Genomic DNA, 19,393 nt, shown 5'->3' on the forward strand with positions numbered 1-19,393 from the left:
TCCACCCGGCACGACAGCCGGGCTGCCACCCTGCCCACAATCCGCGCGACAAGCCGAAACGGCCCACCGGAAGAACCGACGGACCGTCACGAAAGTTCGAGGCTAAGTAAAGCTAAGCAAAGCTAACTCAGGCTAGGTGCCTGCAAGACGTTCCAGCAGGAAAGCAGCCGACCAGCGACTTTCCAGGTTGCACCGTTGATCCAGACGATCACGATTCCCGCTCTTGTGTTGGCCCCCTGAGGCTTGCCCGCTCCACCCTGCCATGGAAACCAGCCGCTGATGAGGGCGCCGACAACGCGGCGCCGGTGCCACCGCGGTGGGTACACCGGCATCGCGCGGCGATCCTTCAGCTCTTCTGGTCGCCGAGGGCGCCCTCGGCGACCGCCAGGTTGTCACTGCCGATCGTGTGATCGACCGTGCTGAGCGTGTCATTGGCGTTCAGATCGCTCAGGGCGTTCCCGCTCAGGGCATGGGACGGGGTGATCGCCGCGACGACGAACCCGGTGGCGAGGGAGGCGATGGCGAGCATGCTGCGCTTCTTCATGCCCGGTTCAACTACGGAGGCCGGACGGAGTCACGGGTGGATCAGGCACCTTCATCCGGTTCATCCGGCCCGGGGCCGGCCACACCTGCGGCTGCTGCGGCACACCCGGTGCCACGAGCCCGCCGGCACCGGGTGCGGGGGCGACCACCGGTCGGACAGGGGCCGCCGTCCGGGACCACCGAGCGGGTTCCGGACCGCGGCCCGGAACCATCGGTCCTACGCCGGCCGCGCGCCGGAAGGTCCGACGCCGACCGCGAACCGGAACCACCAGGTCAGACCCGAGCCGCAGGCGCCTGTGCCTTCCGGGTCAGCGCCGCCGCGGCCGCGCCGACCAGGCCGGCGTCCGTGCCCATCAGCGCGGGCGTCACGGTCAGCCGCTGGACGAAGGACAGCGTCGCGTAGTCGGCCAGCGCGCGGCGCAGCGGCGCGAAGAGCACCTCGCCCGCCTTGCCCACTCCCCCGCCGATCACGGCGATGTCGATCTCGACCAGGGTCGCGGTCGCCGCGATGCCCGCCGCGAGAGCCTGCGCGGCCCGCTCGAAGGAGGCCACGGCGACCGGGTCACCCGCGCGGGCCGCCTCGGCGACCGCCGCGGCCGAGGTGTCGCCGTCGGGGCCGGGCCGCCAGCCGCCCTCGAGCGCGCGGCGGGCGATGTTCGGGCCGCTGGCGATGCGCTCGACGCAGCCCCGGGAGCCGCAGGGGCAGGGATCGCCGTCCAGGTCGACGCTGATGTGTCCGATGTGGCCCGCGTTTCCGGTGGGACCGGCGTGCAACTTTCCGTTCAGGACCAGCCCGCCGCCCACTCCGGTGGACACCACCATGCACAGCGCGTTGTCGTGGCCCCGGGCGGCGCCCTGCCAGTGCTCGGCCGCCGTGATGGCCACCCCGTCGCCGATCAGCTCGACGGGCAGTCCGCCCGCGGCCTTGGCGGCCCGCTCGACCAGCGGGTAGCCGCGCCAGCCGGGCACGTTCACCGGGCTCACCGTGCCGGCGGAGGCGTCCACCGGACCCGCGCTGCCGATACCGAGGGCTCCGGCCCTGCTCCACAGCGGGGAGACCGCCAGCTCGCCGATGACGTCCTCGACGGCGCGCATCACGGTGTCGCCGTCCTCCTGCGCGGGCGTCGCGCGCTGCGCGCGCAGGAGAATCCGGCCGTGGCCGTCCACCAGCGCTCCGGCGATCTTGGTGCCGCCGATGTCGAGCGCGGCCACGAGGTCGGTGTGCATCAGAGTCAGGTCTCCCATGGGGTGTCGTGACGGGCCCGCCGCGCCGCGGGCCCGGGTCCCCGGCCGGGAACGGGGCAGGATCGGGCCCTGTCGTACGCCGCGCGGAGGGCGCCGACGGACCACGGGGACCGTGCGCCCTGGGGAAGGCGCAGGCCGGAGATTGCGGTGGACAGTGTCTCCCGCATCTGACAACGTTGTCCAGGCTCTATGCTCGTCGCCACATCCTCATACAACCCCATGGACCTACGCATCCCCGTGGACGACAGGACAGGACAGCACATCGTGGCCGAGACCGCCCGCCGATCCGAGAACCGCTACGGAAACCGTCCGACCATGAAGGACGTGGCGTCGCGTGCGGGAGTCGGTCTGAAGACGGTCTCCCGGGTGGTCAACGCCGAGCCCGGGGTCACCCCGGACACCGAGCGACGTGTCCAGGAGGCCATCGAGGCGCTGGGCTTCCGCCGCAACGACAGTGCCCGGGTGCTGCGCAAGGGCCGTACCGCGAGCATCGGGCTGGTCCTGGAGGACCTCGCGGACCCCTTCTACGGACCGCTGAGCCGCGCGGTCGAGGAGGTGGCGCGTGCGCACGGAGCCCTGCTGATCAACGGTTCCAGCGCGGAGGACCCGGAGCGCGAGCAGGAACTGGTCCTCGCGCTCTGCGCGCGCCGTGTGGACGGGCTGGTGGTGATCCCGGCCGGCGACGACCACCGCTATCTGGAGCCGGAGATAAAGGCGGGCGTCGCCACGGTGTTCGTGGACCGCCCGGCCGGGAGGATCGACGCCGACGTCGTCCTGTCGGACAGCTTCGGCGGAGCCCGGAACGGTGTCGCCCACCTCATCGCGCACGGCCACCGCCGGATCGGCTTCATCGGCGACATGCCGCGCATCCACACCGCCGCCGAGCGGCTGCGCGGCTACCGGGCCGCCATGGATGACGCCGGGATACCGGTCGAGGACGGCTGGATGTCGCTGGGCGTCACCGATCCGCAGCGGGTGCGCAAGGCGGCCGAGGACATGCTCTCCGGCCCCTCGCCCGTCACCGCGGTCTTCGCGGGCAACAACCGGGTCACCGTGACCGTCGTCCGTGTCATCGCCGAGCGCGGCCGCCCCGTCGCCCTCGTCGGCTTCGACGACATCGAGCTCGCCGACCTCCTGGAACCAGGCGTCACCGTCGTCGCCCAGGACGCCGCCGCCCTCGGCCGCACCGCCGCGGAACGCCTCTTCCGCCAGCTCGACGGCAACCTCATCGCTCCGGAACGCATCGAACTCCCGACCCGGCTGATCACCCGGGGTTCCGGAGAACTGCCGCCGGCGCGCTGACCCATCGCGGCACCGGCGTCCGCCCCGCTCAGGGCGCCGGGTGCCGACGAGGGTCCGCGCACCGGTCCGCGGGGCTGTCCCGACCAGTGCGCCCCGCTCGGCGCCGACCGCCCGCCGTCCCGCCCGCGTGCCCGACGCGGGCGGCCTCCGCTACCGGCCGGAAACCGTCAGATCCCCTCGCCGCGGCGCCGCGAAGGCCTCCAGTTCGGGTCGGGTCAGGCCCGTCGCGCGGGCGACTTCCGGGATGTCCAGGGCGCCGCAGTCCAGGCCGCGCAGCAGATAGCCGCTGAGGGCCTTGGCGGTGGCGGGTTCGTCCATCACGTCGCCGGACGCGTGGCCGGCGTAGCGGGAGAGGCGGGCGGCGGCCTGTTCGAAGCCCTCGCGGTAGAAGGCGAAGACGGCCGCGTAGCGGGTCGGGAGGTGGCCGGGGTGCATGTCCCAGCCCTGGTAGTAGGCGCGGGCCAGGGCGCGGCGGGTGAGGCCGTAGTGCAGGCGCCAGGCGTCGTGGACCTTCTCGGTGGGGCCGACGGGCAGGACGTTGGTGGACCCGTCCGAGAGGCGTACGCCGGTGCCGGCGGCGGCGACCTGCATGATCGCCTTGGCGTGGTCGGCGGCCGGGTGGTCGCTCGACTGGTAGGCCGCGGAGACACCGAGGCAGGCGCTGTAGTCGAAGGTGCCGTAGTGCAGTCCGGTGGCGCGGCCCTCGGCGGCCTGGATCATGCGGGCGACGGTGGCGGTGCCGTCCGTGGCGAGGATGGACTGGCTGGTCTCGATCTGGATCTCGAAGCCGATCCGGCCGGGCTCCAGGCCGCGGGCCTTCTCGAACTCGCCCAAGAGCAGGACCATCGCGGTGACCTGTTCCGCGTACGTCACCTTGGGCAGGGTGAGGACGAGTCCGTCGGGCAGGCCTCCCGCCTCCATCAGACCCGTCAGGAAGATGTCGAGGGTGCGGATGCCCCGGTCACGGACCGGCGCCTCCATGCACTTCATGCGGATGCCCATGTACGGGGCCGCGTTGCCGTTCTCGTACGCCTCGGCGATCAGCCGGGCCGCGCGGGCCGCCGCCGCGTCCTCCTCGGCGTCCGGGCGCGGGCCGTAGCCGTCCTCGAAGTCGACGCGCAGGTCCTCGACGGGTTCGCGCTCCAGCTTGGCCCGTACGCGGTCGTACACGGGCCCGGCGAGTTCGTCCGTGAGGCCGAGGACCGCGGCGAAGGACGCGGCGTCCGGGGCGTGTTCGTCGAGGGCCGCGAGGGCGCGGTCACCCCAGGTGCGGATGGTGTCGGCGGCGAACGCGTCCCCGGGGACGTACACGGTATGGACGGGCTGCCGGGTACCGGGGTCGCCGGGGTAGCGGCGTTCCAGTTCCGCGTCGACGGGGGCGAGAGAGGTGCTGACCGCTTCGGTGACGGCGCCCGCGAGGCTCGTCGCCACCTTCTCCTGCTGACCCTGACCCATCCCACACCCTCCTGTTTTCCGCAGTGCGGAATCAATAATCCGTAGAACGAAGTTATCCGGCGAGCTTCCCGCAGGTCAACACCCTCTTGGATCGCGGGACACTCCGCTCGGCCCCACTCTCTCGCCGGACAGCCGGTTCCCGAGCGACCACCCTGGCCTTGCGGGTCCCACCGGCCGCCGGGATGAACGAAAGCCCCCGTGACCGGTGTCCGGTCACGGGGGCCTCGTACAGCGCTGCGGGATCAGCCCTTGCGGGCCTTGATCTCCTCGGTGAGCTGCGGGACGACCTCGAAGAGGTCGCCGACCACGCCGTAGTCGACCAGGTCGAAGATGGGCGCCTCGGCGTCCTTGTTGATCGCCACGATCGTCTTCGACGTCTGCATTCCGGCGCGGTGCTGGATGGCGCCGGAGATGCCGGAGGCGATGTAGAGCTGCGGCGAGACGGACTTGCCGGTCTGGCCGACCTGGTTGGTGTGCGGGTACCAGCCGGCGTCGACCGCGGCACGCGAGGCGCCCACGGCTGCACCGAGCGAGTCGGCCAGGTTCTCGATGACCGAGAAGTTCTCGGCGCCGTTGACGCCACGGCCGCCGGAGACGACGATCGCGGCCTCGGTCAGCTCGGGGCGGCCGGTCGACTCGCGCGGCGTGCGGGCGGTGACCTTGGTGCCGGTGGCCTTCTCGGAGAAGGTGACCGCGAGGGCCTCGACGGCGCCGGCGGCCGGGGCGGCCTCCACGGCGGCCGAGTTCGGCTTGACCGTGATGACCGGGGTGCCCTTGGCGACACGGGACTTGGTGGTGAAGGAGGCGGCGAACGCGGACTGCGTGGCCACCGGACCCTCGTCACCGGCCTCCACGTCGGTGGCGTCGGTGATGATGCCCGAGCCGATACGGACCGCGAGGCGGGCCGCGATCTCCTTGCCCTCGGCGGAGGACGGGACGAGCACGGCGGCCGGGGAGACGGCGTCGTACGCGGCCTGGAGCGCGTCCACCTTCGGCACGACGAGGTAGTCGACGTACTCGGCGGCGTCGTGCGTGAGGACCTTCACGGCGCCGTGCTCGGCGAGCACGGCGGCGGTGTTCTCGGCACCGGAGCCGAGGGCGACGGCGACGGGCTCGCCGATGCGGCGGGCCAGCGTCAGCAGTTCGAGGGTGGGCTTGCGGACGGCACCGTCCACGTGGTCGACGTAGACGAGAACTTCAGCCATGGGAGTGCTCCTGCGGATTACGAAGTCTGAGGGCGGTGAGCGGGGTGGGCCGTGGCCGCTGCAACGGTCCGGGAGCGAGACCCGGACCCTCGGCGACTAGATGAACTTCTGGCCCGCGAGGAACTCGGCGAGCTGCTTGCCGCCCTCGCCCTCGTCCTTGACGATCGTTCCGGCGGTGCGCGCCGGACGCTCGGTGGCGGAGTCGACCTTGGTCCAGGCACCCTCGAGACCGACCTCGTCCGTCTCGATCTCCAGGTCCTCGAGGTCCCAGGCCTGAACCGGCTTCTTCTTGGCGGCCATGATGCCCTTGAAGGACGGGTAACGCGCCTCGCCCGACTGGTCGGTCACCGACACGACCGCGGGAAGGGATGCCTCCAGCTGCTCGGAGGCGGTGTCGCCGTCGCGACGGCCCTTGACCACACCGTCCTCGACGGAGACCTCGGAGAGCAGGGTGACCTGCGGGACACCGAGGCGCTCGGCCAGCAGCGCCGGGACGATGCCGGCGGTGCCGTCGGTGGACGCCATGCCGGAGATGACCAGGTCGAAACCGGCCTTCTCGATCGCCTTGGCCAGCACCAGGGAGGTGCCGATGGCGTCGGTGCCGTGCAGGTCGTCGTCCTCGACGTGGATGGCCTTGTCGGCGCCCATGGACAGCGCCTTGCGCAGCGCGTCCTTGGCGTCCTCGGGGCCGACGGTCAGCACGGTGATCTCGGCGTCGTCCGCCGCGTCGGCGATCTGCAGCGCCTGCTCGACGGCGTACTCGTCGAGCTCCGACAGCAGGCCGTCCACGTCGTCACGGTCGACGGTCAGGTCATCGGCGAAGTGCCGGTCGCCAGTGGCGTCGGGCACGTACTTCACAGTGACAACGATCCTCAAGCTCACGCCGGCTCTCCTACTGCATCGTCATTTCTGGGCTGCCTTCTTTCAGGCAGCATAGGCGCCTGAAGCGGCCGATCCCGGTCGGGGCGGCCCGCGCTCCGACCGAAATATTACTCACCAGTACACCCATCGGACGCCCACTGAGCAAGCGCTTTGGACTGTGACCTTCGCAACTGTGTGTAACCAGCGAGTAGAACCGGCGAGTAGCACAGTGGACGACCCGGCCTGCACGGTCAGTCGCGCAGTCCGTTGAACCGGCCCTGGTGGTACAGCAGGGGGCTGCCCGCACCCGAGTGATCGCCCAGCACGACCTCCGCCAGGACGATGCGGTGGTCCCCCGCCGGCACCCGCGCCACGACACGGCACACCAGCCAGGCGAGGACGTCGTCCAGTACTGGAACTTCCTCGGGTCCTTTACGCCAACGGGTGGGCGCGCCGAACCGGTCGGCGCCACTGCGGGCGAAGGTGGTGGCCAGCTCCCGCTGGTGTTCACCGAGCACATGGACGCCGACATGGCCGGTGTCGGATATCGCCGGCCAGCTGGAGGCGCCGGTGCCGATACCGAACGAGACGACCGGGGGGTCGGCCGAGACCGAGGTGAGCGAGGTGGCGGTGAAACCGACGGGACCGCGGGCGCCCGAGGCGGTGATCACGGCGACACCGGCCGCGTGCCGCCGGAACACCGAGCGCAGCAGATCCGGGGAGGCGGGCCGTGGAGTGCCGAGGCCGGGCGTGGCCGTCATGGAGCTGTCCTTCTGCGAGAGGCGACGTGGGGTTCCCGCCGCTCGGGCGGAACCGAGGGCGGGGAGCGGTCCTTGGCTGCTCAACAGCCGGGACCGCGCGCACCCGCGGTGCGGGACGGGTCCACGTCGACGAGCTCGGGGAGAAGGGTTTCCGGTGACATACGGTCAGGCTGACGAGAGGCGACGGGCGCAGTCAAGGGCGTACCGGCATGTGCGAGATGCCTCACCATGATCGCCACCGGTCAGACCGCCTCTCCGAGGGCCGCGATGACGTCCGCCTTGCGCGGCTGTCCCGTCGCCCGCCGCACGATCCGCCCGTCGGCGTCGAGCACGAACACCGTGGGCGTCTTGAGGATGCCGAGTTCGCGTACGAGGTCGAGGTGGTCCTCGGCGTCGATCTCCACGTGCGACACCCCGGGGACGACGCCGGCCACCTCGCCGAGCACCCGCCGGGTCGCCCGGCAGGGGGCGCAGAAGGCGCTGGAGAACTGCACGAGCGTGGCCCGTTCACCGAGCGCCTCGCCCAACTCCGCCGCACCGAGCCGCTTTCCGCCGTCACGCCCGCGCACACGCACCCTCCCGCTCCGCCGCCGGTGCAGCACTCCGTAGACGCTCGCCGCCGCGAGCACCACCACGCACACCACAAGTCCGTTCATCACATGCACAAGCATTCATGAGACCGCAAAGATTCCCGGGGCCACCCGGCACCCCGCATACGGAATGCTGGATTCATGGACATCGATGCGAGAGGGCCGCGGTTCGGTGCGGCCGTGACGACCGTCGTACTGGCGGTGACGCTGATCACCGGGAGCGTCTGGCTGCTTGCGTGGCAGACGCTGGCCTTCGCCCTGGGCGCGGCGGGCGGCGTGACGCGCTCGCCGTACGGCTGGGTCTTCAGGAAGGCCGTACGGCCGCGACTCGGGCCGCCGACGGAGTTCGAGGCGCCGGAGCCCCCGCGGTTCGCGCAGGCGGTCGGGCTCGCCTTCGCGGTGATGGGTCTGATCGGCTGGACCGCGGGCCCGCAGTGGCTGGGGTCGGCGGCGACCGGGTGCGCTCTCGGGGCGGCGTTTCTCAATGCCGCGTTCGGGTACTGCCTCGGGTGTGAGATGTACCTGGTTGTGCGCCGCGTGACGATACGCGCCAAGTAAAGACGGGTTAAAACCCCGAGGTGGATCAAGGGTGCGACGTGACGAGGATCTCGCCGTTCCAAGGCACCGGGGCTGGCCTCCCGTCCGTTCTTCGGGCACGATCTGCGCAATGCCGTAAACCTACGGCTGCGTAACTTTCCCGCCGGGAGACCCCTTCCCAGGCAGAGAGAAGGGTCCACCCCGTCCATGGCAGAGCTTGTCTACCGTCCCGTCGTCGGCCTCGCCCAAACGCTCTTCAAGGCGTGGGACCTCAAGATCGACTGCAAGGGATCGGAGAACATTCCGCGCTCGGGCGGCGCCGTGCTGGTCAGCAACCACATCAGCTATCTGGACTTCATCTTCGACGGCCTGGCCGCTCTGCCGCAGAAGCGCCTGGTGCGTTTCATGGCGAAGGAGTCGGTCTTCCGGCACAAGATCTCCGGTCCGCTGATGCGGGGCATGAAGCACATTCCCGTGGACCGTCAGCAGGGCGAGACCGCTTACCAGCACGCGCTGGACTCGCTGCGTTCCGGTGAGATCGTCGGCGTCTTCCCCGAAGCGACCATCTCGCAGTCCTTCACTCTGAAGAGCTTCAAGTCGGGTGCCGCGCGCATGGCCCAGGAGGCCGGCGTCCCGCTCATCCCCGTGGCTTTGTGGGGCACGCAGCGGCTGTGGACCAAGGGCCACCCGCGCAACTTCAAGCGCAGCCACACCCCGATCACCATCCGGGTCGGCGAGCCGATGGAGGCCCCGCAGGACCAGTACGCGGGCGCCATCACGCGGCGGCTGCGCGAGCGGGTCCAGGAGCTGCTCGAAGCGGCACAGCGCGCCTATCCCGTACGCCCCAAGGGGCCGGACGACACCTGGTGGATGCCCGCCCACCTCGGCGGCACCGCGCCGACCCCCGAAGAGGTACGCGCGGCCGAGAAGCGCTGAACCGTCTCGTACGGCGCGCGCCGCGCCGAGTCGTCATTCCGGGGCGTGGACGGTGATCCGCGCCCCGGGGCTGAACTTCTGGAGCAGCTCGGCGAGTTCGGCGCCCGCGGCCTCGACGTCGGCGACCGGCATCGGGGCTAGGCTCTCCAACAGGAAGAGGGCTGAGGCGGATTGCTCCGTGAGCCGGGTGCGCGGACCCTGGCGACAGTTCCAGCGGCGGCAGGTGACGCCGGTGTCGTCGCGCCACACCACCTCGCCCGCGTCGGGGTGTTCGACGGTCTCCGCACCGCCCGCGACGGTCACGAAGTCCTCGTCGCCCGTGGCGCGCACGAGGCGCATCGCACCCCGGATGTGGTCGGTGTCCTCGCCGCCGACGGGGATCAGGTGGGCCACGCTGATCGCGTTGTAGACGTCCACGAGGACGTTGATCCGCGGCAGGCCCCCGTCCGCCAGCGCGCGTTTGGCCAGCGCCTCCGCGGAGTTGCGGGTGCGCGAGGGCTTGGAGCCGAACGCCGTGTAGACCTCCCGCCAGGCCGCCATGTGCGGGTCCTCGTGCGGAGCCCGCCCTTCCAGCCGTCCGGCCAGCCGCCGGACCGCGTCGTCCAGGAGCGCCGAAGTCCCCTCCGTACTGGGTCCGTTGACCAGCCCGTCCGCCTCGACGGCGACATGGGTGAAACCGGGCGCGAGGGCGCGCACCTCGTCGGACACGGTGAGCGTGAGAGTCATCGTCTGCCTCGCCTCAGAGTGTGGTGGGGAGCGTCCGTGACAAGGACAGCAGGCCGGGCGCGGCCTTCAGGACGCCGACCACGACCGGGTGAGGTTCAGCGTACAGCTCCGGATAGTCCACCTCATTGCACTCCGGGTCGGGCGTGAAGGCCAGCCGTTCGCCGTCGAGGGAGAACTGCGCGTCCACACCCGGCTTGTTGCCGCGAGGGTCCTGCCGGTGCCAGGCTCCGTCGAGGCGTACGGCGACGAGGCCGTGCACCTCCTCGAACTTCTGGTAGCAGAACGCGGTCGGAATGTCCTCGGCCCGCAGCAGCGCGGCGAGCGCGTGGGACTTGGCGTAACAGATGCCGGTGCGCTGCTCCAGCACGTCGGAGGCGCGCCAGGTGACCCGCGCATCGCCCGAATCGTACGAGTGCGGGATGGTGTCCCGCACGAACTCAAACGCCGAACGCGCATAGGCATACGAGTCGACGGCCCCCGCGGCGAGCCGTGCGGCCGTCTCGCGGACGAGCGGATGATAGTGGTCGACAACCTCGTCGGCGGCCAGATACGCGGACAGGTCGCTGTTTTCCTGGATCAGCTCCATGCCCGTAGAGCATAGGAATGCGGCCACCCGAGAGTCAATGACTTTTCGGGTGACCGCATATCTATGCATCAGTGCCTGGTGCGTGAGGGTGCGTGCGTGAGGGTGCGCGCGGGCAGCCCGGAGGTCTCCGGAGCGCCCTGCTACTGCTGAGCCATCTCCTCCTTGAGCGCGGCCACGAACCCGTCGACGTCGTCCTCGGTCGTGTCGAAGGCGCACATCCAGCGGACGTCTCCGGCGGACTCGTCCCAGAAGTAGAAGCGGTAGCGCTTCTGCAGCCGCTCGCTCACGTCGTGCGGGAGCCGGGCGAAGACCGCGTTGGCCTGGACCGGGTAGAGGATCTCCACTCCGTGCACGGCGCGGACGCCCTCGGCCAGCCGCTGTGCCATCTCGTTGGCGTGCCGGGCGTTGCGCAGCCACAGGTCCTTGGCGAGCAGCGCCTCCAACTGCACCGAGACGAAGCGCATCTTGGAGGCGAGCTGCATCGACAGCTTGCGCAGATGCTTCATGTGGCTGACGGCGTCCTGGTTCAGGACGACGACAGCCTCGCCGAACAGCGCGCCGTTCTTCGTGCCGCCCAGCGACAGGATGTCGACGCCGACCGCGTTGGTGAACGTCCGCATCGGGACGTCCAGGGAGGCGGCCGCGTTGGATATCCGGGACCCGTCCAGGTGCACCTTCATGCCGTGCGCGTGGGCGTGGTCGCAGATCGCGCGGATCTCGCCGGGTGTGTAGAGCGTGCCCAGTTCGGTGCTCTGGGTGATCGAGACGACCTGCGGCATCGCACGGTGCTCGTCGTCCCAGCCGAACGCCTGTCGGTCGATCAGTTCGGGTGTGAGCTTGCCGTCGGGCGTGGGCACCGTGAGCAGCTTGAGGCCGCCCATCCGCTCGGGGGCGCCGCCCTCGTCGACGTTGATGTGCGCGCTCTCCGCGCAGATCACCGCGCCCCAGCGGTCGGTGACCGCCTGGAGCGCGACCACGTTCGCGCCTGTGCCGTTGAAGACCGGGAAGGCCTCCGCCGTGGCGCCGAAGTGACTGCGGATGATCCCCTGGAGGTTGTCCGTGTAGTCGTCCTCGCCGTACGCGACCTGGTGCCCGCCGTTGGCCAGGGCCAGCGCGGCGAGCACCTCGGGGTGGGCCCCCGCGTAGTTGTCACTGGCGAAACCGCGGACGGCCGGGTCGTGATGTCGCCGGGCGTCGGTCTTCGGAGGGTTCACGGCTTCTCGGTCAGCCACAGACGTTTCCCGTTCACTTCACCGGCGGGCCGGTCCCAGACGCCGACGATGGACTCGGCCAGTTCCTTGACGTCCGTGAAGCCCGCGAACTTCGCGTTCGGCCGCTCGGCGCGCATCGCGTCGTGCACCAACGCCTTCACCACCAGGATGGCAGCAGCGGACGTCGGGCCGTCCGCGCCCTCGGCGATCCCGGCCTTGCGGAAGTAGTCCGCCATGGCCAGGGTCCACGCCTCGGCGGCGGCCTTGGCCGCGGAGTAGGCGGCGTTGCCCGCGGTGGGATTGCTCGCCCCGGCGGCGCTGATCAGGACGTACCGGCCGCGGTCGCTGGCCTGCAGCGCCTCGTGGAAGGCGAGCGTGGTGTGCTGCACGGTGCGGATGAGCAGCAGTTCGAGCAGGTCCCAGTCGTCGAGAACCGTCTTGGTGAAGGTCTCGCTGCCGCGCCAGCCACCGACGAGGTGGACGAGGCCGTCCACGTGGCCGAAGTCCTTCTGGATGCGTGTGGCCCAGTCGCGGGTCGACTGGAGGTCGAGCAGGTCGACGGTGTCGCCGACGACGGTGGAGCCGCCGTGCGCGTAACGGGCCGCGTCCACGGCTTCCGCCAGCCGCTCCGGGTCGTTGTCCGCGCCGATGACGGTCGCGCCCGCCTCGGCGAGCCTGAGCAGTGCCGCCCGGCCGGCGGGTCCACCCGCGCCCGCCACCGCGATCACCGCACCGCTGAGAGCCCCGTTCCCCATGGTCTTCGCCTCCTGAGCAATGTTCTCGCTACCGCGGTCGGTCACGCGGCGACCCGCTCGGAGCCGGCCGCGGTGATGCCCTTGGTGGAGGCGATCACGTTCTTCAGCTTTTTGGAGAGCGCCTCATAGAACATGCTCAGGGGAAACTCGTCCGGAAGCACGTCGTCGACCAGCTTGCGGGGCGGCTGGGACAGGTCGAGGGCGTCCGGACCCTTGGCCCAGCGGGAGCCCGGGTGCGGGGCGAGGTAGGTGGAGACCAGCTCGTACGCCTTGAACCAGTGGACGAGCTTCGGGCGGTCGATGCCGGCCCGGTAGAGGTCCTCGATCTCGGAGCACAGCTGGTTGGTGACCTGCGGGGCGCGCTGCCAGTCGATGTGCAGCTTGTTGTCGGTCCAGCGGACGACGTCGTGCTTGTGCAGGTAGGCGAAGAGGAGCTGGCCGCCGAGACCGTCGTAGTTGCGGACGCGGTCGCCGGTGACGGGGAAGCGGAACATCCGGTCGAAGAGCACGGCGTACTGCACGTCGCGGCCGTGCGCGTTGCCCTCGGACTCCAGCTTCACGGCCTCCTTGAAGGCGGTGAGGTCGCAGCGCAGCTCTTCCAGGCCGTACATCCAGAACGGCTGGCGCTGCTTGATCATGAACGGGTCGAACGGCAGGTCGCCATGGCTGTGGGTGCGGTCGTGGACCATGTCCCAGAGCACGAAGGCCTGCTCGCAGCGCTCCTGGTCGTGGACCATGGCGGCGATGTCCTCGGGCAGCTCGAGGCCCAGGGTGTCCACTGCGGCGTCGGTGACGGCACGGAAGCGGGCGGCCTCGCGGTCGCAGAAGATGCCGCCCCAGGAGAAGCGCTCGGGAGCCTCGCGCACCGCGATCGTCTCCGGGAAGAGGACGGCCGAGTTGGTGTCGTAACCCGCGGTGAAGTCCTCGAACGTGATGCCGCAGAACAGCGGGTTGTCGTAGCGGGTGCGCTCCAGTTCCGCCAGCCACTCGGGCCACACCATGCGCAGCACGACCGCCTCGAAGTTGCGGTCCAGGTTGCCGTTCTGCGTGTACATGGGGAAGAAGACCAGGTGCTGAAGGCCGTCCTCGCGGTTCGCGGCGGGCTGGAAGGCGAGCAGCGAGTCGAGGAAGTCGGGCACCTGGAAGCCGCCGTCGGCCCAGCGGCGCAGATCCCTGACGAGCGCCTCGTGGTACGCGGCGTCGTGGGGCACCAGCGGGGAGAGCCGCTCGATCGCGTCTATCGCCCGGCGCACGGCCAGGTCGACGTCGGAGGCGTCGGGGGCGTCGTCCGCCTCGAAGTCGATGGAGCCGTCCTTGGACTGCCAGGGGCGGATCTCCTCCACGGCATCCTTGAGCACGGGCCATGCCGGGTGCTCCACGACCCTGGCCACGGGAGGAACCCGCTCCTCCGTACCCACCTGCACAAGAACTTCCGTCATGTCCCACCCTCCACAGGAGAACCTCGCGTATGAACACCGTATGTTTTCGAGGTTCCTTTCCGCAAGCGGGAACTCGGGAGATTATCCTGCACACCCCCCGCCTTAGCCGCTCTTTTTCCTGCCGGACACCGTGGAGGCAATGACATCCACCACAGTCCCCTGGGCGGTGCGGGCATCCGCGAGAAGCTCGGGGAAGCCGAAGAACCCGTGGAACATGCCCGGGTAGTGGATCTCCGTGACGCGTACTCCGGCTTCCCTCAGCCTGGCGGCGTACGCGTGGCCCTCGTCACAGAGGGGATCGAAGCCCGCTGTCACGACATGGGCGGGCGGCAGACCGTGCGGATCGGCCAGGAGAGGCGAGGCCCAGGGGTGCGTGCGGTCGGCGTCGGGGCCGAAGTACTGCTCGGCGAACCAACGTCCGTGCGCCGCCGTGAGGAAGTACCCGGGTCCGCCCCAGGAGGGCGCGTCCTGCCTCGGACGCGCGTCCGTCGCCGGATAGATGAGCACCTGGAGCGCGAGCGCGGGGCCGCCCCGGTCGCGGGCGACGATCGCGGACACGGCGGCGAGATTCCCGCCCGCACTGTCACCGGCGACGACCAACGCCCCCTGGTCAGCGCCCAGTTCACCGATGTGTTCGGCGGCCCAGCACAGCGCCGCGTACGCGTCGTCGACGGCCGCGGGGAAGCGCGCCTCCGGCGCGAGCCGGTAGCCGACCGACACGACGGCCGCGCCGGCGCCCCGGCACAGGGCGCGCGCGATGGAGTCGTGCGTGTCCAGGCCGCCGATGACCCAGCCGCCTCCATGGAAGAAGACCACGGTGGGGCGCGGCGGAACAGCGGCGCCGGGTAAGGGAGTTGGAGACGGCGGCGGCAGGTAGACACGTACGGGAAGCTCCGGGGCGCCCGCGGGACCCGGTATCGCCCGGTCCTCGACCGACCCGACCACCGGCGGCTCGAAGGGCCACGCGGGCACGGCGGCCAGAATGCGGCGTGCCTCGGCCGCTTCGGTCACGGTGCCCCCGACATCGGGGAAATGGGCCTTGATGGCATCGACGAGAGCGAGGACATCAGGGGCGGGTTCGGTCGGCATCGCGGCACCTCTTCCGGGGCGGACTCGCCTGCCGTACGCCAGTCGTACGACAGACGGAGGAGGGAGCCGGCGGGTCGGATCGCCCCGCACGGCAGGGACACCACTAGCGAGCGGAACTCGAAGAGGCAAGGGCCATGACGGGGCCATGGCTCCCGGCCGACCGCCCCGGGACGCGTCCACCACGGAGTGACCCACCGGGGAGTGACCCACCAGGGAGACGGCACAGATCTCCCGTCGGCGCTCCCAGCGCGGCGCGCGGGCCCGACATCCCCCTCGCATCGCGCGGGCCCGACATCCCCCTCGCATCGCGCGGGCCCGAGACTCCTCGCACAGCGCGGGGGCGACACTCCCATTGCACCGCGTGAGCCCGACACTCCCATTGCACCGCGTAGGAACGGGTACATAGCACAGCCAGGCCATTAGGCTGCGGCCTTGCCGCGTGGACGCCCCCGTCGGAACCACGCGCGAGCCGAGCCGCCGTCGACGGAAGCGAGTCGAATCTTGAACTTCCTCACCATCGGTCACCGCGGAGTGATGGGTGTCGAACCCGAGAACACCCTGCGTTCCTTCATCGCCGCCCAGAACGCGGGCCTGGACCTGATCGAACTCGATCTGCATCTGAGCAAGGACGGCGCCCTCGTCGTCATGCACGACGCCGAAGTGGACCGTACGACCGACGGCTCGGGGCCGATCGCCGAGAAGACGCTCGCGGAGCTGCGCACGCTGGACGCGGGGCGCGGTGAGCACGTCCCCGTCTTCGAGGAGGTCCTGGAAGCCGTCAGGACGCCGTTGCAGGCCGAGATCAAGGATGTCGCGGCGGCCAGGTCGCTGGCCGAGGTGATGCACCGGCAGGACCTGATCGGGCGGGTCGAGGTGTCGTCGTTCCACGACGAGGCGCTCGCCGAGATCGCCCGGCTGGTGCCGGGTGTCCGTACCGCGCTGATCGCCAGCCGCTACGGCACCGATGTCGTGGACCGCGCCGTCGAGGTCGGCGCCGCGACCGTCTGCCTCAACATCCGCCGGCTGAGCCTGGAGGTCGTCGAACAGGCTCGCAAGGCTGACCTGCGGATCATCGGCTGGGTGGTGAACACCCAGGACCAGCTCCGGCTGGTACGCGCTCTGGAACTGGACGGCGCCACGACCGACTACCCCGAGATCAAGCGCACGGGCCGCTTCACGGCATAACCGGAACGAAGCGGGCAGCGACACCGACGGGCCGCTCGGCCGTGCCCACCCGGGCGGCCCGGCCGCTGTCCGAGGCCGACGGCCGTGATCCACCGGAGAGCCGTCCGTACTCCCCGGTATCGGATGGTCAGGCGGGGCGGCCGGCATGGGATGGTCGGGCAGGCCGACGGCTGCCCGCCCTGCCCCGTCGACGCGGCCGCCGTCCGATGCCGTCGTCGGCCGCCACAGATCGCCCAGGCCCGGACCGGGCAGCCGCAGATCGCCCGGACCCGGACCGGGCGGCCTAGACGAGCGGCTTGACCAGCAGTTCGAAGCGCAGGTCGTCGCGCTGCGGGATGCCGAAGCGTTCGTCGCCGTACGGGAAGGGTGTCATCTGTCCCGTACGGCTGTAGCCGCGCCGCTCGTACCAGGCGATGAGGTCCTCGCGTACGGAGATCACGGTCATGTGCATCTCCGTGACGCCCCACACCTCGCGGACCGTCCGCTCCGCCTCGGCGATGATCACCTTGCCGAGCCCACCGCCCTGGAGCGCGGGACTGACCGCGAACATGCCGAAGTAGGCGTGGTCGCCACGATGCTCCAGCTGGCAGCAGGCGACGACCGTGCCGTCCCGCTCCACGGTCAGGAGCTGGCTGTCGGACGCCTGGACGACGGCGAGCACCGCTTCGGCGTCGGTCCGCTGACCTGCGAGGATGTCAGCCTCCGTGGTCCAGCCGATCCGGCTGGAGTCCCCTCGGTACGCCGAATCGATCAGCGCGACCAAGGCGTCCACATCGCTGTCGGTGGCGTCGCGGAAGGTCAGTCCGGTGGCGGCGGCGGTTTCCATGGGAGTGGTTCTCCGATCAGTGGCGCGGCTGGGCACGCCCGAGCGTAACCCTGCCCTATTCTCCGGGTGCATGGTGCATGTACTGAGCAGCCGGACCCTTCTGCGCCCGACCGACCCGGAGCGCTCGCACGCCTTCTACGGTGAACGGCTCGGCCTGGCCGTCTACCGCGAGTTCGGTACGGGTCCCGAGCGCGGGACCGTCTATTTCCTCGGCGGCGGTTTCCTGGAAGTCTCCGGGCGGTCCGAGACCCCGCCCTCCCCCGCGCTGAAGCTGTGGCTCCAGGTCGCGGACATGGCGGCTGTCCACGAGGAGCTGACGGCCGCCGGTGTCGAGGTGGTGCGTGGGCCGGTGCGGGAGCCGTGGGGGCTGATCGAGATGTGGATCGCGGACCCGGACGGAACCGAGATCGTGATCGTCGAGATCCCGGCCGATCATCCGTTGCGTTACCGGCCCTGAAGTTCGGGTGAGTCGAGCGTGGGGTCGATCGGGCGCACATAGGGGGTCCGGGCACGGTGTCCGGTGGGCAAGGGCCGTCGGCCGGGCTCGACGCCCGGAGATGGCGTCCGGATGGCCGGTGCCCCGCGGCAGGCTTAGCGTGCTGAGGGGGCTCGCTTCGGAAGGAACCTCATGAAGCTCGACAGGCCGGTGACCGGCGGACCCTGCTGGACGGAGCTAGGCACCAACGATCTGGAGGGCGCCAAGGGCTTCTACGCCGATCTGTTCGGCTGGCGCCCGGAGACGGACTCGCGCCAGGAGGCGGGCGGGTACACGGTCGCCCACATCGGGGACGCGGCCGTCGCGGGGATCGCCCCGATCTACCAGGAGTCGCAGCCCGTCGCTTGGAACGTGTCGTTCGCCGTCACCGACGTGGACGCGACCGCGGCAGCCGTGCAGGCCGCCGGCGGTACCCTCGTCCTCGCCCCGATGGATGTGCTGGACGTGGGCCGTTTCGCGGTCGCCTTCGATCCGGGCGGCGCCGCCTTCCAGATGTGGCAGGCGCGGTCCTTCGCCGGTGCGGGACTGTTCAACGCGCCGGGCGCGCTCGGCTGGGTGGAACTCCTGACCAGGGCCCCCGACCGGGTGACCGAGTTCTATACGACGGTGTTCGGCTGGACCGTGAAGGCTTCGGAGTACTACCCGCAGTGGGGCATCAACGGCGCCGACTTCGGCGGCATGGTGACGATGGACGAGAACTTCGCGCACGAGGTTCCCTCGCACTGGCTGCCCTATTTCGCCGTCGAGGACGTGGACGCCACGGCGAACGCGGTCCTCATGGCGGACGGCCACCTGCTGATGGAACCCGTCTCGCAACCCAACGGCCGACGCCTGGCGGTCGCGCGGGACCGCCAGGGCGCGGCCTTCGGGATCTACTCGGAGGGCGCGAAGGCCTGATCCGCCAGGATCGCCGCCGGGACCGCCGCCGGGACGGCGTCAGGTGCGCGGCAGTCTCAGCCGGCCTTCCAGCTGTCCGAGCAACTCGCCCAGGAGTCCGGCCAGTTCGCGCTGCCGTTCGCGGCCGATGCCCGACAGGACCCCCGTCTCGTAGGCGAGTTGATCCGGGAGGACACCGTCGACCAGGTCGCGGCCCGCGTCGGTCAGCCGGACGTGCGCGACCCGGCGGTCACGGGTGTCACCTCGCCGTTCGACCAGGCCGCGCTCGGTCAGCTGCTTGAGCCGCTTGGTGACGGCGGCACCGGAGGAGAAGGTCTCGCGGGCGATCTCGCTCGGAGTCAGCTCGTGCCCGGTGCGGCGCAGCGTACCGAGCACGTCGAACTCGGGGCGGGTGAGCCCGGCCCTGCGCAGCGGCGCGTCCTCGGCCTGCTGAAGGAGGGCGGCGCAGCGGTTGACCCGCCCGATGACCTCCATGGGCCCGGTGTCGAGATCCGGCCGCACGGTCTCCCACTGACGCACGACGGCCGCCACTGTGTCGGCGGGACTCGCGTCGGTGTGCCCCTCGTCAGCGGGCGCCGTGCCGACAGGCCTTGTGTCAGCAGGCCCTGCGTGGGCAGGCGCCACGTGGACACGCCCTGTGTCGGCAGGCGCCGCGTCAGCACGCCCCGCCTCAGCACGCCCCGCGTCAGCAGGCGCCGCCCGGTCCGTCGTGGGGACGCCGTCCGCCGCCGGGTCGCCGTCCGACATC

The 19,393-nt window shown here is 70.7% G+C and carries 21 protein-coding genes; 6 read left to right on the forward strand and 15 right to left on the reverse strand.

Going from position 1 to position 19,393, the window contains the following annotated elements; translation table 11 throughout:
- Positions 1-346: 346 nt before the first annotated feature.
- Positions 347-544, reverse strand: coding sequence for a hypothetical protein (locus ACFYR3_RS43115; RefSeq protein WP_356782259.1), 198 nt, complete (start codon positions 542-544; stop codon positions 347-349).
- Between the two features lie 272 nt (positions 545-816).
- Positions 817-1,770: an ROK family protein gene (locus ACFYR3_RS43120; protein WP_355839316.1), complete on the reverse strand. Its 954-nt coding sequence runs from the start codon at positions 1,768-1,770 to the stop codon at positions 817-819.
- 237 nt (positions 1,771-2,007) lie between these two features.
- Here ACFYR3_RS43120 and ACFYR3_RS43125 point away from each other — a divergent pair, with 237 nt between their 5' ends.
- The gene (locus ACFYR3_RS43125; protein ID WP_389287775.1) at positions 2,008-3,090 is read left to right on the forward strand and encodes a LacI family DNA-binding transcriptional regulator; all 1,083 of its coding nucleotides are present in this window, start codon (positions 2,008-2,010) and stop codon (positions 3,088-3,090) included.
- A gap of 150 nt (positions 3,091-3,240) precedes the next feature.
- Here ACFYR3_RS43125 and ACFYR3_RS43130 read toward each other — a convergent pair whose 3' ends face one another.
- The 5 genes from ACFYR3_RS43130 to ACFYR3_RS43150 form a co-directional block, all read right to left on the reverse strand.
- A complete protein-coding gene (locus ACFYR3_RS43130; protein ID WP_389287777.1) occupies positions 3,241-4,545 on the reverse strand; it encodes a DUF6986 family protein in 1,305 nt (434 codons plus the stop codon).
- A gap of 242 nt (positions 4,546-4,787) precedes the next feature.
- The gene (locus ACFYR3_RS43135) at positions 4,788-5,750 is read right to left on the reverse strand and encodes an electron transfer flavoprotein subunit alpha/FixB family protein (RefSeq protein ID WP_389287779.1); all 963 of its coding nucleotides are present in this window, start codon (positions 5,748-5,750) and stop codon (positions 4,788-4,790) included.
- A 96-nt stretch (positions 5,751-5,846) separates the two neighbouring features.
- The gene (locus tag ACFYR3_RS43140; RefSeq protein ID WP_355839082.1) at positions 5,847-6,632 is read right to left on the reverse strand and encodes an electron transfer flavoprotein subunit beta/FixA family protein; all 786 of its coding nucleotides are present in this window, start codon (positions 6,630-6,632) and stop codon (positions 5,847-5,849) included.
- A gap of 230 nt (positions 6,633-6,862) precedes the next feature.
- A complete protein-coding gene (locus tag ACFYR3_RS43145) occupies positions 6,863-7,372 on the reverse strand; it encodes a flavin reductase family protein (RefSeq protein WP_389287781.1) in 510 nt (169 codons plus the stop codon).
- Between the two features lie 242 nt (positions 7,373-7,614).
- Positions 7,615-8,028 carry a thioredoxin family protein gene (locus tag ACFYR3_RS43150; RefSeq protein WP_355839314.1) on the reverse strand — a complete coding sequence of 138 codons (414 nt, stop codon included), beginning with the start codon at positions 8,026-8,028 and terminating at the stop codon, positions 7,615-7,617.
- A gap of 75 nt (positions 8,029-8,103) precedes the next feature.
- Here ACFYR3_RS43150 and ACFYR3_RS43155 point away from each other — a divergent pair, with 75 nt between their 5' ends.
- A complete protein-coding gene (locus tag ACFYR3_RS43155; RefSeq protein WP_389287783.1) occupies positions 8,104-8,520 on the forward strand; it encodes a DUF4395 domain-containing protein in 417 nt (138 codons plus the stop codon).
- Between the two features lie 186 nt (positions 8,521-8,706).
- Positions 8,707-9,435 carry a lysophospholipid acyltransferase family protein gene (locus ACFYR3_RS43160; protein WP_389287785.1) on the forward strand — a complete coding sequence of 243 codons (729 nt, stop codon included), beginning with the start codon at positions 8,707-8,709 and terminating at the stop codon, positions 9,433-9,435.
- Positions 9,436-9,468: 33 nt separating this feature from the next.
- Here the strand turns inward: ACFYR3_RS43160 and ACFYR3_RS43165 are convergent, their stop codons facing one another.
- From ACFYR3_RS43165 to ACFYR3_RS43190, 6 genes are all read right to left on the reverse strand, one after another.
- On the reverse strand, positions 9,469-10,161 hold the full coding sequence (locus tag ACFYR3_RS43165) for a B3/4 domain-containing protein (RefSeq protein ID WP_389287787.1): 693 nt from the start codon (positions 10,159-10,161) through the stop codon (positions 9,469-9,471).
- A 13-nt stretch (positions 10,162-10,174) separates the two neighbouring features.
- Positions 10,175-10,747 (reverse strand): transglutaminase family protein, encoded by a 573-nt coding sequence (locus ACFYR3_RS43170; RefSeq protein WP_389287789.1) that lies wholly within the window; start codon positions 10,745-10,747, stop codon positions 10,175-10,177.
- A gap of 140 nt (positions 10,748-10,887) precedes the next feature.
- Positions 10,888-11,961, reverse strand: coding sequence for a low specificity L-threonine aldolase (locus ACFYR3_RS43175; protein WP_356782267.1), 1,074 nt, complete (start codon positions 11,959-11,961; stop codon positions 10,888-10,890).
- A complete protein-coding gene (locus ACFYR3_RS43180; protein ID WP_355839070.1) occupies positions 11,958-12,713 on the reverse strand; it encodes an SDR family NAD(P)-dependent oxidoreductase in 756 nt (251 codons plus the stop codon). Before ACFYR3_RS43180 ends, ACFYR3_RS43175 begins: the two co-directional genes overlap by 4 nt.
- A gap of 41 nt (positions 12,714-12,754) precedes the next feature.
- Positions 12,755-14,152 (reverse strand): DUF6421 family protein, encoded by a 1,398-nt coding sequence (locus tag ACFYR3_RS43185; RefSeq protein WP_355839068.1) that lies wholly within the window; start codon positions 14,150-14,152, stop codon positions 12,755-12,757.
- Positions 14,153-14,254: 102 nt separating this feature from the next.
- On the reverse strand, positions 14,255-15,241 hold the full coding sequence (locus ACFYR3_RS43190) for an alpha/beta hydrolase (RefSeq protein ID WP_355839066.1): 987 nt from the start codon (positions 15,239-15,241) through the stop codon (positions 14,255-14,257).
- Positions 15,242-15,742: 501 nt separating this feature from the next.
- Here ACFYR3_RS43190 and ACFYR3_RS43195 point away from each other — a divergent pair.
- Entirely contained in the window at positions 15,743-16,426 is a 684-nt protein-coding gene (locus tag ACFYR3_RS43195) for a glycerophosphodiester phosphodiesterase family protein (RefSeq protein ID WP_355839064.1), read from the forward strand.
- A gap of 283 nt (positions 16,427-16,709) precedes the next feature.
- Here the strand turns inward: ACFYR3_RS43195 and ACFYR3_RS43200 are convergent, their stop codons facing one another.
- Entirely contained in the window at positions 16,710-17,252 is a 543-nt protein-coding gene (locus ACFYR3_RS43200; protein WP_355839062.1) for a GNAT family N-acetyltransferase, read from the reverse strand.
- A gap of 70 nt (positions 17,253-17,322) precedes the next feature.
- Between ACFYR3_RS43200 and ACFYR3_RS43205 the strand changes: the two genes are divergently transcribed.
- Together ACFYR3_RS43205 and ACFYR3_RS43210 are read left to right on the forward strand one after the other, a co-directional pair.
- Positions 17,323-17,709, forward strand: a complete 387-nt coding sequence (locus ACFYR3_RS43205) for a VOC family protein (protein WP_355839061.1) — start codon at positions 17,323-17,325, stop codon at positions 17,707-17,709.
- 171 nt (positions 17,710-17,880) lie between these two features.
- Positions 17,881-18,645 (forward strand): VOC family protein, encoded by a 765-nt coding sequence (locus ACFYR3_RS43210; RefSeq protein WP_355839059.1) that lies wholly within the window; start codon positions 17,881-17,883, stop codon positions 18,643-18,645.
- A gap of 39 nt (positions 18,646-18,684) precedes the next feature.
- On the opposite strand, the gene ACFYR3_RS43215 is transcribed toward ACFYR3_RS43210, so the two are convergent.
- A complete protein-coding gene (locus ACFYR3_RS43215) occupies positions 18,685-19,392 on the reverse strand; it encodes a MarR family transcriptional regulator (RefSeq protein ID WP_389287799.1) in 708 nt (235 codons plus the stop codon).
- Position 19,393: the final 1 nt, after the last annotated feature.

The sequence above is a fragment of the Streptomyces sp. NPDC005784 genome (assembly GCF_042871525.1).
Classification (GTDB): Bacteria; Actinomycetota; Actinomycetes; order Streptomycetales; family Streptomycetaceae; genus Streptomyces.